Source organism: Chelativorans sp. J32, assembly GCF_000518985.1.
In the GTDB taxonomy this organism is placed as follows: Bacteria; Pseudomonadota; Alphaproteobacteria; order Rhizobiales; family Rhizobiaceae; genus Chelativorans.
Window position 1 is genome coordinate 1 of the sequence record NZ_JAEQ01000011.1, and the last position, 13066, is coordinate 13066.

10 protein-coding genes and 1 pseudogene are annotated in these 13066 nt (G+C 57.9%); 3 read left to right on the plus strand and 8 right to left on the minus strand.

The genetic code is table 11. The annotated features are described in order from the left end of the window. The first annotated feature begins 41 nt into the window (after positions 1-41). A pseudogene (locus tag CHEJ32_RS26795) lies at positions 42-959 on the plus strand (IS630 family transposase). A gap of 35 nt (positions 960-994) precedes the next feature. Here CHEJ32_RS26795 and CHEJ32_RS0114545 read toward each other — a convergent pair. The 5 genes from CHEJ32_RS0114545 to mnmE all read right to left on the minus strand — a co-directional run bounded on the left by CHEJ32_RS0114545 (position 995) and on the right by mnmE (position 6680). Next, positions 995-1861: a ParB/RepB/Spo0J family partition protein gene (locus CHEJ32_RS0114545; protein ID WP_028034438.1), complete on the minus strand. Its 867-nt coding sequence runs from the start codon at positions 1859-1861 to the stop codon at positions 995-997. Positions 1862-1889: 28 nt separating this feature from the next. Further along, a complete protein-coding gene (locus tag CHEJ32_RS0114550) occupies positions 1890-2684 on the minus strand; it encodes a ParA family protein (protein ID WP_028034439.1) in 795 nt (264 codons plus the stop codon). 40 nt (positions 2685-2724) lie between these two features. Beyond that, the gene (rsmG, locus tag CHEJ32_RS0114555; protein WP_028034440.1) at positions 2725-3357 is read right to left on the minus strand and encodes a 16S rRNA (guanine(527)-N(7))-methyltransferase RsmG; all 633 of its coding nucleotides are present in this window, start codon (positions 3355-3357) and stop codon (positions 2725-2727) included. Then, positions 3354-5222 (minus strand): tRNA uridine-5-carboxymethylaminomethyl(34) synthesis enzyme MnmG, encoded by a 1869-nt coding sequence (gene mnmG / locus CHEJ32_RS0114560; protein ID WP_028034441.1) that lies wholly within the window; start codon positions 5220-5222, stop codon positions 3354-3356. Before mnmG ends, rsmG begins: the two co-directional genes overlap by 4 nt. 141 nt (positions 5223-5363) lie before the next feature. Then, the gene (gene mnmE / locus CHEJ32_RS0114565) at positions 5364-6680 is read right to left on the minus strand and encodes a tRNA uridine-5-carboxymethylaminomethyl(34) synthesis GTPase MnmE (RefSeq protein ID WP_028034442.1); all 1317 of its coding nucleotides are present in this window, start codon (positions 6678-6680) and stop codon (positions 5364-5366) included. Positions 6681-6735: 55 nt separating this feature from the next. Between mnmE and CHEJ32_RS0114570 the strand changes: the two genes are divergently transcribed. Further along, the gene (locus CHEJ32_RS0114570) at positions 6736-8775 is read left to right on the plus strand and encodes a thioredoxin domain-containing protein (RefSeq protein ID WP_028034443.1); all 2040 of its coding nucleotides are present in this window, start codon (positions 6736-6738) and stop codon (positions 8773-8775) included. Between the two features lie 18 nt (positions 8776-8793). Here CHEJ32_RS0114570 and rho read toward each other — a convergent pair whose 3' ends face one another. The 3 genes from rho to hemE form a co-directional block, all read right to left on the minus strand. Further along, entirely contained in the window at positions 8794-10059 is a 1266-nt protein-coding gene (gene rho / locus CHEJ32_RS0114575) for a transcription termination factor Rho (RefSeq protein WP_028034444.1), read from the minus strand. A 224-nt stretch (positions 10060-10283) separates the two neighbouring features. Further along, complete coding sequence (gene hemJ / locus CHEJ32_RS0114580) at positions 10284-10820, minus strand: protoporphyrinogen oxidase HemJ (RefSeq protein ID WP_028034445.1); 537 nt, start codon at positions 10818-10820, stop codon at positions 10284-10286. Beyond that, entirely contained in the window at positions 10817-11842 is a 1026-nt protein-coding gene (hemE, locus tag CHEJ32_RS0114585) for a uroporphyrinogen decarboxylase (RefSeq protein ID WP_028034446.1), read from the minus strand. Before hemE ends, hemJ begins: the two co-directional genes overlap by 4 nt. A gap of 390 nt (positions 11843-12232) precedes the next feature. Between hemE and CHEJ32_RS0114590 the strand changes: the two genes are divergently transcribed. Then, positions 12233-13051: a pyruvate, water dikinase regulatory protein gene (locus tag CHEJ32_RS0114590; RefSeq protein WP_028034447.1), complete on the plus strand. Its 819-nt coding sequence runs from the start codon at positions 12233-12235 to the stop codon at positions 13049-13051. Positions 13052-13066 lie beyond the last annotated feature (15 nt).

The following is a 13066-nucleotide window of genomic DNA, read 5'->3' on the forward strand; positions in this document are numbered from 1 at the left end:
TTGTGATTCAAGATGCTGGCTGGAGTGGAGGCCAGCATCTGATGACAGCACCTCTATCCAATGATCTTCGAGCACGTGTGGTCGGTGCGATCGAGGCCGGCGAGAGCTGCCGGTCGGCTGCCAGCCGCTTCGGGGTTGCCGTTTCCTCGGCAGTGAAGTGGCACCAGCGCTACCGGGACAACCGGCTCGGTGGCGCCGGCCAAGATGGGTGGCCATCGCAAGCGCGTTCTGGAGCTGCACCGGGCGTTCATCGTCGAACGCATCAACCAGACATCGCATCTGACATTGCATGGCCTGAAGGATGAACAGGCGGCGCGCGGCGTGAAGGTGTCGTACGACACGGAAGTTCCTGCGCCGCGAGGGGCTTCGGTTCAAAAAAACGCTGTTCGCCCTTGAGCAGGCCCGCCGTTATCGCCCACAGGCGGCGGCGCTGGCGGTCCTTTCAGGTGGATCTCGATCCACGGCGGCTGGTGTTCATCGACGAGACGTGGATCAAGACCAACATGGCGCCGCTGCGGGGCTGGGGGCCAAAGGGCAAACGCCTGCGCGGCTACGCACGGCCACTGGCGCACGTTGACCTTCCTCGGCGCGCTGCGCTGCGACCGGCTGACGGCACCTTGCGTGTTCGACGGGCCGATCAATGGCCAGTGCTTCCGCGCCTATGTCGAGGCAGCAGCTCGTACCGGTACTCGAACCCGGCGACATCGTCGTCATGGACAAATCTCGCCTCCCACAAGGCCGCTGCCATTCGCCAGATGATCCGCGCCGCCAATGCCAGGCTCTGGTATCCGCCGCCTTACTCGCCCGACCTCAATCCCATCGAGCAGGCCTTGGCCAAGATCAAGCACTGGATGCGCCAGGCCCAGAGGCGAACCATCGAGGACACCTGGCGACACATCGGCCATCTCGTCTCCTCGATCCAGCCAACCGAATGCAGAAACTACTTCAATGCCGGATAGGCTTCCGTCAAAACCTGAAAGGCTCGAGACAGATATCAGCGCTGCAGAAGACGGCAGAGCTCGTCCAGTTGCTCAAGCGAGCGATAGGAAATGCGCATCTCACCGCCCTTTTCCTTGTGATTGATCGACACCTTCAATCCCGTGTGATCGCTGAGGAGTTTCTCGAGAGAAAGCGTATCGGCGTCCTTCTCCCTCCGCTCCTTTGCCCTCGCCACCTCTGCTTCCGGTGCACTTGCCAGCGCTTCCGCCTGACGGACGGAGAGCCCCTCTTCAATGATGAGTTTGGCAAGGCCCGCGGGGTCCGCTGCCGTCACCAAGGTGCGTGCATGGCCCGCCGTTAACGAGCCGTCGACGATCAGATCCAAAACCGCATCCGGCAGCTTGAGGAGCCGCAAGGTATTCGCGACATGACTGCGGCTCTTGCCGATCACCTGTGCGAGATCCGCCTGGGTGTAATTGTGCTCATCCATGAGCTGTTGATAGCCGCGCGCTTCTTCCACCGGATTCAGATCCGCACGCTGCACGTTTTCAATAATTGCAAGTTCGAGTGCTGCCTTATCATCCACCTCGCGGATGATAACAGGGATGTCGGTGAGCCCCGCCTTTTGTGCCGCGCGCCAGCGGCGTTCCCCCGCTATGATTTCATAGCGCCCCTGGGCCGCAGCCGGTCTGACCACCACCGGCTGCACGATCCCATGTTCCCGGATCGAATGGGCCAATTCGGCCAGATCCCCTTCCGCAAAATTGCGTCGGGGATTGCGTGGATTGGGCGAAACGAATTCGATCGGAATCATACGATCCGCACGAACAGCCTCCTGCTCGCGAACCACAGGCTTATCGATTTCCCCAATGAGAGCTGCGAGGCCACGGCCGAGGCGCTTGCGCGAGAGATCTTCAGTCATGACGGAGACCAATCCAAGAGGTTCAGGGTTAAGCAGCGCGCAAGCGCCGCTCTCTGCGAATCACTTCCGACGCAAGTTGCAAATATGCCTGGCTACCGGAGCATTTCAGATCGTAAAGGATCGCGGGCTTTCCATAAGACGGCGCTTCTGACACCCGAACATTCCGCGGTATTACCGTCTCGTAAACCGTCTCGCCCATATGTGCGCGCACGTCCTCAACCACCTGGTTTGCGAGATTGTTGCGGCGGTCGAACATAGTAAGAACGATTCCCTGTATGGTTAAGGCAGGGTTAATCGTGCCGCGGATCTGCTCTACCGTCTCAAGGAGCTGGCTCAACCCTTCCAGCGCAAAGAACTCGCATTGCAGGGGTACCAGGACCGAATCCGCAGCGGCCATCGCATTGAGCGTAAGAAGGTTCAACGAGGGAGGACAATCGATCAGAACATAGGAGAAGCCTTTGGCCGAGGGCGCCTCGCGCAACGCCCGGCGCAGCTTCAGCACGCGGTCAGAGGCATTGGAGATCTCCATCTCAATTCCGAGAAGATCCAGCGTAGAAGGCACAATAGCCAAGCCCGGGACAGCCGTGTCCATGGCTGCGCTGTCGATATCCGTAGCGCCCGTCAGCACATCGTAGGAAGAAAGATGCCTTATCCGGCGCTCAACACCTAAGCCCGTACTCGCATTGCCCTGCGGGTCCAGATCCACGATCAGCACACGCTCGCCGATTGCAGCCAGCGCCGTCGCGAGATTAATAGCCGTAGTCGTCTTTCCGACACCGCCCTTTTGGTTTGCGACGGTGATGATACGTGAAGGCTTGCTCATTAGGCCCCTGCCAACCAAAGACACCAAGAACCAGCAGTCGTTAGAGGCGGCGCAAATTGCTTATTTCCAGAATCACGCCGTCGCCCCCGACCTTGTCTCGGTGTTCTAACAGATCGAATCGCCAGACGTCACCGCTTTCTTCCACTTCCCGCCGGTAATCCCGACCTTTATGCAACAGTGCGCGCGCACCGCTTTGCATCCACGGCTCTATCAGGCGAAGAAGGGTGGAAAGAGACGCCAAAGCGCGTGCTGTTATTACTTCCGGAGGCCGGATTTCGGCATAGCAGTCTTCGATTCGTCGCGAATAAACCGCCGCCGGCGCCTGCAAGCTTGCGAGGGTGGTCTTCAGAAAAGCTGCCTTCTTATGGCTGCTTTCGACAAGATCCACGTGAGCGCCATTCCGCTCCTTCATCAAGATGGCAATGATGGCACCCGGAAAGCCGCCGCCTGAGCCGAGGTCGAGCCATTGCCTGGCCTCGGGAGCCAGCCCTACGAGCTGTGCACTATCGAGAATATGCCGCTGCCAAAGATAAGGAAGAGTGGACGGCGCGGCCAGATTTATACGTGCAGACCACTTCCTGAATGCAGCCTCAAACCGCTCGATATCCTCGAATGTTTCACGTGAAACGGCTCCTGCCACTGCTTGGATCGCGGAGTACCGATCCGCCGTCATGCGGCACCCCGCATTTGCTCATCCCGACGTAGAGCGACCAGGATAAGGGCCAATGCTGCCGGCGTCATTCCGTCAATGCGCTTCGCCTCAGCCAAAGTCCGAGGCTGGCGCCGACGAAGCTTGTCCTTCAACTCATTCGAGATGCCGGCGATCGAGGCGTAATCTATATCCTCGGGAATGGCCTTACTTTCATCGCGGCGAATCCGCTCCGCATCACTCGCCTGGCGATCGAGATAGACAGCATAACGCGCTTCAGTTTCTAATCGCTCAGCCACCTTCGCGCTGATTGCATTCAGCTCGGGCCAAATAGAAGCCAGTCGCTCCACGGTCACATCCCGGTAGGCGAGAAGATTATAAGCAGAGCGCCGAATACCGTCGCGATTGAGCTGAATTCCATGCCGATCGGCTTCGTTCGGTGTTATGGCGCGCGTAAGCGCAAGTGCGCGGGCATCAGCAAGCTCTTGCTCAGACCGCAGAAAACAGTCTCGCCGTTCTCTTGACGCCACCCCCCACTTCATAGCTAGCGGCGTCAATCTCTCGTCAGCATTGTCTGCACGAAGGGAAAGCCGGAATTCCGCTCGAGACGTGAACATGCGATAGGGTTCGGTGACGCCCCTCGAAACGAGATCATCGATCATGACGCCAATATAGGCCTCGGTGCGACTCAGAGTGACCACACTCGTGCCCGACGCGGCACGGGCGGCGTTAATTCCAGCGATAACGCCTTGCGCTGCCGCTTCCTCGTAGCCCGTTGTGCCATTGATTTGGCCGGCAAGAAAAAGGCCTCGCACCCGGCGAGTCTCAAGCGAAGGTTCCAGTTCGCGGGGGTCAACATGGTCATACTCAATTGCGTAACCAGGCTGCAGAACCCGCGCGTTGGCCAGCCCCGGAATCGTCTTCAGGAAAGCATACTGCACTTCTTCCGGGAGCGAGGTAGAAACGCCATTGGGATAGACCGTGTCGTCATCCAAACCCTCTGGTTCCAAGAAAATCTGATGGCCGTCCCTTTCACCGAACTTGACGATCTTGTCTTCAATCGAGGGGCAATAACGCGGACCTATCCCCTCGATCTGCCCTGAGTATAGGGCGGACTTGCCGAGATTCTCCTGGATCACCCGATGGGTCTCAGGAGTGGTTCGCGTGATTCCGCATGCGATCTGTGGATTCCCAATCTTATCGGTCAGAAGAGAAAACGGCACGGGATCTGGATCCGCCTCCTGGACCGCTAGGCCTTGCCAATCGATCGTGCGCCCGTCAAGCCGTGGAGGGGTGCCTGTCTTCAGTCGTCCCAACTTGAAACCAGCCACTTCCATGGACGCCGACAGCCTGCGCGCAGCCGGCTCATTCACGCGACCCGCGGGAATCTTCCGGTCGCCGATATGTATTAGGCCCCGAAGAAAAGTCCCGGTGGTGAGCACGACAGCGCCGCAATCGAGACGCCGCTCTCCGGAGAGGATGACATGGGTAATCCTACCGTCTTGGATACCAAGTTCATGCGCTTCAGCCTCGATGACCTCAAGATTCTCCTGTTCAGCGATAGCTTTTTGCATTGCCTGTCGATAGAGCTTGCGATCGGCCTGTGTGCGAGGTCCACGAACCGCGGGTCCCTTGCGCCTGTTAAGAAGCCGAAACTGAATCCCTGCCGCGTCAGCAATCCGCCCCATGAGGCCATCAAGGGCATCCACTTCTCGAACCAGCTGCCCCTTGCCGATCCCCCCGATAGCGGGATTGCAGGACATGACTCCGATCGTGTCACGGCGCAGCGTTACGAGAGCTGTTCGCGCTCCCGCGCGCGCCGAGGCAGCGGCCGCCTCGCAACCCGCGTGGCCTCCTCCTATGACAACAACGTCGTAGATTTCGCTCATCTGTATTCCCGTTGGTGATAACTCCAGATGCGCGCACCAGCACCGGCAGTCAAGTCACTGTTTCACGTGAAACCGACTCGCCCGGAGTGTTTCACGTGAATCATGTTTCACGTGGGTCTTCCTGCGGGTGTTTCACGTGAATCATTTGCCGATGCAGAACGTGGAGAAAATCGTATCGAGCAGGTCTTCGACATCGATCTCACCTGTAATACGTCCTAAAGCATCTGACGCAGCCCGCAGGCTTTCCGCGCTCAACTCCAGCCCTTGCTCCTCCGCTTGGACTGCTGCTTGCAGCTGGTAAACAGCCTCGTTAAGGAGAGCAACGTGCCGGGCGCGGAAAGGCAGGACGTCGCTTGCGCGATCTAGGTATCCTGCTGATGCGCGCTGAATGAGCTCAAGAAGCTCGTCCAAACCTTGCCCTGTCTTGGCAGAGATGAGGCAATCATAATTTAGAGTCTTCGTCCCCGAAGCGAGGTCCGCTTTGTTCCCCAGCCGGAGGATCGGCCTTTCCGGAAGTCCTTGAACCGGCGAGGGATTGGTTACGTCTTCCAGGAGAAGAATAAGATCTGCTTCCCGGGCTCGTGCGATCGAACGCTCAATTCCCAATGCCTCCACTCTCCCGCCTGCTTCCCGAATGCCGGCGGTGTCCGCAAGAACGATCTTCATTCCAGCGATATCGAGGCTCACCTCAAGAATATCCCGGGTCGTTCCGGGCTCATCCGTGACGATCGCGACGTCGCGCTTGGCGAGAGCATTGAGCAGGCTCGATTTCCCTGCATTGGGTGCTCCCAGGATGACGACCTGGAAACCGTCCCGGATGATCTCCGCGCTCTTATAGCTCGAAGCGTGATCGCTGATCTCCCTGCTTAAGTTGCTGATGTCTTGCCACACGGCCTCTGCAACTGAACCGGGCACGTCTGATTCATCGGCAAAATCGAGTTCAGCTTCGATCATCGCTCGGGCATGGATTAGTCGCCGTCTCCAGCTCCCATACAAACGCCTATGCGTCTCGCTGCTATTTACCAGCGCAAAGCGCCTCTGCGCTTCCGTTTCGGCAGTGATGAGATCCGAGAGTGCCTCCGCGCCGGTAAGATCCATCTTCCCGTTAAGGAAGGCCCGTTTGGTGAACTCGCCAGCGTCAGCCATGCGCAGCCTGGGAAAACCAGCGAGCTGATCCAGGACAGCCGCTACGACCGCGCGTCCGCCATGGAGGTGAAGCTCCGCGCAATCCTCGCCCGTAAAACTCGCTGGGCCAGGAAAGAAAAGGCAGAGGCCGCGATCCAGAACCGCGCCATCCTGACCCTTGATATTGGACAGGACCGCATGCCGCGCCTTGGGCACACCACTCGTCATTTGCTGCAGGACTTCGTGCGTAGCGGAACCAGAGATGCGAATGATGGCCACTCCAGATGGCAAGGCGCCACTCGAAAGCGCAAAGATTGTATCGCGAACTTGCATTTGATCAGGCACGGCAGGCGCTCTAACTTTCAATTGACGGCTGTCATATAGGGAGATGGAAGTGGTCTTATCCGAAAAGAACCTGCTGGGCGAGCAGACAAGTCCCTATCTCGTACAGCATAAGGACAATCCCGTTCACTGGCGCCCCTGGTCTCGCGCAGCGTTGGAGGAGGCCCAGTCGCTCAACCGGCCCATTCTCCTTTCCGTCGGTTATGCAGCGTGCCACTGGTGCCATGTTATGGCCCATGAGTGCTTTGAAGATCCCGAAGTGGCGGAGGTGATGAACAGGTTGTTCGTCAACATCAAGGTCGATCGGGAAGAGCGGCCGGACATCGATCAGATCTATATGGCGGCGCTCTCAGCCATGGGTGAGCAGGGCGGATGGCCCTTGACCATGTTCCTAACGCCCGACGCCAAGCCATTTTGGGGCGGTACATATTTTCCGAAGACGCCGAGATTTGGCCGGCCGGGCTTTATCCAGGTGCTGAATGCGATCCATTCCGCCTGGGAGGACAAGCAAGAGGAACTCCAGAACAGCGCCAATGCGGTGTCCACCCATATTCATTCAAACCTCGCCCCGTCAATTACGGACAGGGGTGTAGGCGACCCGCCGCTAGGCGAGCTCGCCGCCAAAATCGCCTCCCTGATGGATCGACAGCTCGGCGGTTTGCGAGGTGCTCCGAAGTTCCCAAATGCGCCTTTTCTCGATCTGCTTTGGCTCGACTGGCTCGAAAACGGAACGGAACACCACCGCGACTCGGTACTCTTGTCTCTCCGCTACATGCTCTCCGGCGGAATCTACGACCATGTCGGCGGCGGGCTCTCACGCTATTCGACCGACGCGCAATGGTTGGTCCCTCATTTTGAAAAGATGCTCTACGATAATGCCCAACTCATTCGCCTGTGCTGTTACGCCTATGCTGAGACGGGAGACTATCTATTTCAGAGGCGAATCGAAGAGACGGTTGGTTGGCTTCTGCGAGAGATGCGCGTCGAGGGAGGCGGTTTCGCATCCAGCCTCGATGCAGACTCAGAAGGCGAAGAAGGGAAATTTTATCTTTGGTCCGACGAGAAGATCAAAGAGGTTCTGGGTGAGGATGCAGCCCGCGAATTGTTGGCCACATACTCGCTGACAAGTCCAGAAGCATGGGAGGGCAATCCGATCCTGCATCGCCTGCTTCACCCGGATTTTCAGCCCCCTGAACAGGAACAACGGCTGCGTGAACTTCTCGATCATCTCCTGGAAGCCCGCGGAAAGCGGGTCCGCCCCGGACTTGATGATAAGGTACTGGTTGACTGGAATGGACTTACGATCGCAGCGCTTGCGATCGCTGGCCGCCAGTTCGGCCGCCCGGAATGGTTGGATGCAGCACGGGGCGCGTTTCGTTTCGTGTGCGAATCAATGGAGCGAGGGCGGCTTCCCCACAGCATCAGGGAGGGGCGACGCCTGTTCCCAGCAATCGCCAGTGATTACGCGGCCATGATCTCCGCGGCCGTCTCACTGCATGGTGCACTACAAGAGGAAAACCTTATCTCGCAGGCCATGCAATGGGTAGAAATGCTGGAACGGTACCACGCTGGCGATGCTCGCGAGGGGTACTATCTTACGGCATCGGACAACAACGATGTGCCCATCCGCATACGCGGAGATGTTGATGATGCTGTACCTTCGGCCACCGCCCAAATCATAACCGCGCTGACGCAACTCGCGACAGTTTCCGGTGACCACAAGATCTACGAGAAAGCTGTACGCGTGGCGGAAACGGCGCTCGCCCGCACGCGCAACCAGCCCTATGGTCAGCTAGGCATTGTCACGGCCTCTGCTCTCGCGCAACGCCCCATCAAGCTTCTTCTAAACGATCCCACCCGCACTGAGTTTGTTCCGGTAGCGAATCGAATACCTGACCCCAGACGAAGCGACATCATCCTGGGGCCGGAAAAGGCTGCCGCAGAACTTGCTTCTGAAATAGAAGTCGATCGTTCTTTTCCCGGCGCGTGGCTTTGCATCGGTCAGATCTGTCTGCCCCCAATCCGCACCGGAACAGACTTGGAGGCAGACCTAAAAGCCGCACGGAGAAGATCGGCCGGCTGGTGAAGGCGCAGCAGAGACCTTTCAGGTGTTCATCGAGTCGAAGAACTCGGCATTGCCCTTGGTCTGCTTGAGCTTGTCGATGAGGAACTCGATGGCATCGGTCGTGCCCATCGGCGCCAAAATTCGGCGAAGAACGAAGATCTTCTGCAGATCCTGCCGCGGCACAAGAAGGTCCTCCTTGCGGGTACCCGACTTCAAAATGTCCATAGCCGGGTAGATGCGCTTGTCAGCCACCTTACGGTCAAGCACAATCTCGGAATTGCCCGTGCCCTTGAACTCTTCGAAAATCACCTCGTCCATACGGCTGCCGGTATCGATCAGCGCTGTTGCGATGATTGTGAGCGAACCGCCCTCCTCGATGTTTCGCGCAGCACCGAAGAAGCGCTTCGGCCGCTGCAGGGCATTCGCATCCACGCCGCCGGTCAGCACTTTGCCCGAGGAAGGCACAACCGTGTTGTAGGCGCGGCCGAGACGGGTGATCGAATCGAGCAGAATGACGACGTCTCGCCCGTGCTCGACCAATCGCTTTGCCTTCTCGATCACCATCTCCGCTACCTGGACGTGGCGGGAGGCCGGCTCGTCGAAGGTGGAGGATATGACCTCGCCCTTTACCGAACGCTGCATGTCCGTCACTTCCTCCGGCCGCTCGTCGATGAGCAGCACGATGAGATAGCACTCGGGATGATTGGTGGTGATCGAATGGGCGATGTTCTGAAGAAGAACGGTCTTACCCGTCCGCGGCGGCGCCACGATGAGCCCGCGCTGGCCTTTTCCGAGCGGCGCCACAAGATCGATAACCCGCGGCGAGAGATCCTTCGTCGTCGGATTCTCGATCTCCATCCTCAACCGCTCGTCTGGATAGAGGGGCGTCAGGTTGTCGAAATGGATCTTGTGACGGATCTTCTCGGGATCTTCGAAATTGATGGTATTGACCTTGAGAAGAGCGAAATAGCGCTCTCCCTCTTTAGGGCTGCGAATCGGACCCTCGACGGTATCGCCCGTCTTGAGCGAAAAGCGACGAATTTGAGAGGGAGAAATATAGATATCGTCCGGGCCGGGCAGATAATTTGCCGTTGCCGAGCGCAAGAAGCCGAAACCATCCTGCAGAACTTCAACGACACCATCGCCGATGATCTCGATATCCTGCATCGAGAGCTTCTTGAGGATCGCAAACATCAGCTCCTGCTTTCGCATGATGCTGGCGTTCTCGACCTCGAGCGATTCCGCAAACGCGATCAGGTCAGTCGGCGATTTGCTCTTCAGCTCCTGAAGCTTCATTTCCTGCATAGGGGCGGACTCTGTTTGTAGCATTTGGATACCAGGAAAGATTGCTGGGCGCTCTTGCGGGCCTGCAGCGTCCGAGACTTCGGTAAGAACGGTACCGGACTTAAGGGAGGGAGAACTCTTTTATCGCTCCAGGACGGAAAGAGCAAGGTGGCTTTTTACGTCTTGCTCAGTCCGGCAGAAAACCCGCAGACAGCTTCACCTTTAGATAGGAACGCTGAACGAGCCTAAAAAGGCTTCACGACCACCAAAATCACGATCACGATCATGAGAAGGGTGGGTATTTCGTTCATCAGGCGCCAGTGACGAGACGATTTCGTATTTCGATCGGCCTGAAACTGCCTTTGAGAACGGGAGAGATAACCGTGGAAAGCTGAGAGCAGGATCACAAGCGCGATTTTGGCATGCAACCAGCCCCCAGTAAAGTCGAACCCCTTCCATGCAAGCCACAGGCCGAAAACCCATGTCGCGATCATCGCGGGGTTGATGATGAGCCGCAACAGACGCGATTCCATCATTTTGAAGGTTTCGCTTTGCGCCGATCCAATCTCGACTTCCGAGTGATAAACGAACAGTCGCGGCAGGTAGAGCATCCCCGCCATCCAAGAGATCACCGCGACGACGTGGAAGGCCTTTATCCACAGATAAAGCCCATCAGGCGCGGCGACGAAAAGAAGGATTGCCAGGAGGGCGAAGATGGCGAGCGAGATCATCGCTCGTCGCGCTGCCGTGCTGCCCGCGGTTCTGCTGTCGACCGTTGTCATTTTCCCTCGCGCACCTGCCGAATCATAGCCTCCACATGCTCAATGGGAGTCTCGGGCGTAATACCATGGCCGAGATTGAAAATAAGAGGGCCGCTGCCCAGGCCGCCAAGGATATTCTCGATGCCTTCCGAAAGCGCCCTTCCTCCTGCGATCAGGCGTGTCGGATCGAGATTCCCTTGGACCGCGCCTCCCGCCTGGAGTTCGCGTGCCGCATCCAAGGGAACGGTCCAGTCGAGGCCGAGGCCCGTCACACCGGTTTTCTGCCGATATTCGCGATAAAACCACCCCGCACCCTTCGGAAAGCCGATGATAGGGACATCAGGATATTTCTGCCGCACGCGGCGGACGATCTCCGCAACGGGCCTGACGCACCAGTTCTCGAAAGTTGCCTGATCAAGCACACCGGACCATGAGTCGAATATCTGCACGACATCGGCACCCTCTTCGATCTGCCGGATGAGATAATCGGCAGATGCGGCCGCGAGAATTTCGAGGAGGCTGGCAAACGCTTCTGGATGCCTGTGCCCGAACAACCGCGCGGGAGCCTGGTCGGGCGTGCCCCGGCCGGCAATCATATAGGTGGCGACGGTCCAGGGTGCGCCGCAAAATCCGATCAGTGCCGTTTCCGCCGGCAAGTCTCTCCTTAGCCGGTGAACGGTTTCATAGACCGGCTGCAGGTGGCTGTGCACCGTGCCGATGTCGAGATTTCCTATCTCGTCTGCCCGAAGGGGGGTCATCAGCGGACCAGCACCCTCTTCAAAGCGCAGGTCACGTCCGAGCGCATGCGGAATGACAAGGATATCGGAAAAGAGAATAGCTGCGTCAAATCCGAACCTGCGGATCGGCTGCAGCGTCACCTCAACGGCGAAATCGGGGTTGTAGCAGAGATCGAGGAAACTTCCCGCTCTCTTCCGCATTTCCCGATATTCCGGAAGGTATCTCCCCGCCTGGCGCATCATCCAGATCGGAGGGGGGGAAATGGTCTTCCCGTCCAGCACGTCCAGGAGTTTCCGTTCCGCCACGTCTCAGGTCTCCTAACCAAATAATTAAAGAACTCTAAAAGGATTCTGATTCTATGACTCTGTTTGGAGTGTGGATTAAATCCTGTCCACTGACTCCTGTTCCGTCGCCAGGAGCATATTGCCGCGTGACAAGTTTGCTCGCTGTGGGGAACTCTGGTGACCAAACGAGAAATTGAAGCATAATCAAATACTTAAGAAACATGACAAGGAAGAGCCTCCACGCGAGGTAATGGGGATATAATCCGTCATCAACATTGTTCTGCACAGCCGAAAACCAATATCCCATCGGGCCTGGGGTGTGGATGAAGCTCCGGTTTTTCCAACGTTGGAATCTCGCCAAGCGATGTTTGGCAGGCTATCAACATTTCTCCACAGACCGGATGTGTATTTGTGCATAAGCCGCAGAGCTTCTTTCATCTCCACCTGATTTCCGACGCTACCGGCGAAACGCTTCTGGCGGCGGGACGGGCCGCTGCCGCCCAATACAAGAATGCTCGCGCCATCGAGCACATTTACCCGCTGGTACGTACGGAGAAGCAACTGGAGAAGGTTTTCACTGCGATCGACGAGGAACCCGGTATCGTGCTCTACACGATCGTGGACCAAAAGCTCGCGCGCCAGGTGGACGAGCGGTGCCAGGCAATGGGCTTGCCATGCGTATCTGTTCTCGAGCCTGTCCTCACCGTGTTCCAGTCCTATCTCGGAACGCCTGCAGGCCGGCGCGTGGGTGCGCAGCACGTGCTAGACGCCGAATATTTTCGCCGCATCGATGCGCTGAACTTCACGATGGAGCACGATGATGGCCAACTTCCCTACGATGTAGAGGAAGCCGACATTATCCTGGTGGGCGTTTCCCGTACCTCAAAGACGCCGACCAGCATCTATCTCGCAAACCGCGGCATCAAGACGGCGAATGTGCCCATCGTCCTGGATGTTCCCTTGCCGGAGCCGCTGCTGAATGCGAAGCGGCCTTTGGTGGTAGGGCTCGTAGCCTCGGCGGAGCGCATTTCCCAAGTGCGGCAGAATCGCCTTCTTGGTGCCACAGCGGTGGATTTCGATACCTATGTCGATCGGGCGGAGATCGCCCGCGAGTTGGCCTATGCTCGGCAGCTCTGCAATCGGCATAACTGGCCGGTGATAGACGTAACGCGTCGTTCGATCGAAGAAACCGCGGCCGCCATTCTGGCTCTGCGGGGAAAGCCCTGGTAACCGGATTGGAGAAGA

Excerpts from the sequence above, each read along its gene's own strand:
- CHEJ32_RS0114545 (WP_028034438.1), bottom strand. The coding sequence starts at position 1,861 with ATGACTGAAGATCTCTCGCGCAAGCGCCTCGGCCGTGGCCTCGCAGCT.
- CHEJ32_RS0114550 (WP_028034439.1), bottom strand. The coding sequence starts at position 2,684 with ATGAGCAAGCCTTCACGTATCATCACCGTCGCAAACCAAAAGGGCGGT.
- rsmG (WP_028034440.1), bottom strand. The coding sequence starts at position 3,357 with ATGACGGCGGATCGGTACTCCGCGATCCAAGCAGTGGCAGGAGCCGTT.
- mnmG (WP_028034441.1), bottom strand. The coding sequence starts at position 5,222 with ATGAGCGAAATCTACGACGTTGTTGTCATAGGAGGAGGCCACGCGGGT.
- mnmE (WP_028034442.1), bottom strand. The coding sequence starts at position 6,680 with ATGCAAGTTCGCGATACAATCTTTGCGCTTTCGAGTGGCGCCTTGCCA.
- CHEJ32_RS0114570 (WP_028034443.1), top strand. The coding sequence starts at position 6,736 with ATGGAAGTGGTCTTATCCGAAAAGAACCTGCTGGGCGAGCAGACAAGT.
- rho (WP_028034444.1), bottom strand. The coding sequence starts at position 10,059 with ATGCAGGAAATGAAGCTTCAGGAGCTGAAGAGCAAATCGCCGACTGAC.
- hemJ (WP_028034445.1), bottom strand. The coding sequence starts at position 10,820 with ATGACAACGGTCGACAGCAGAACCGCGGGCAGCACGGCAGCGCGACGA.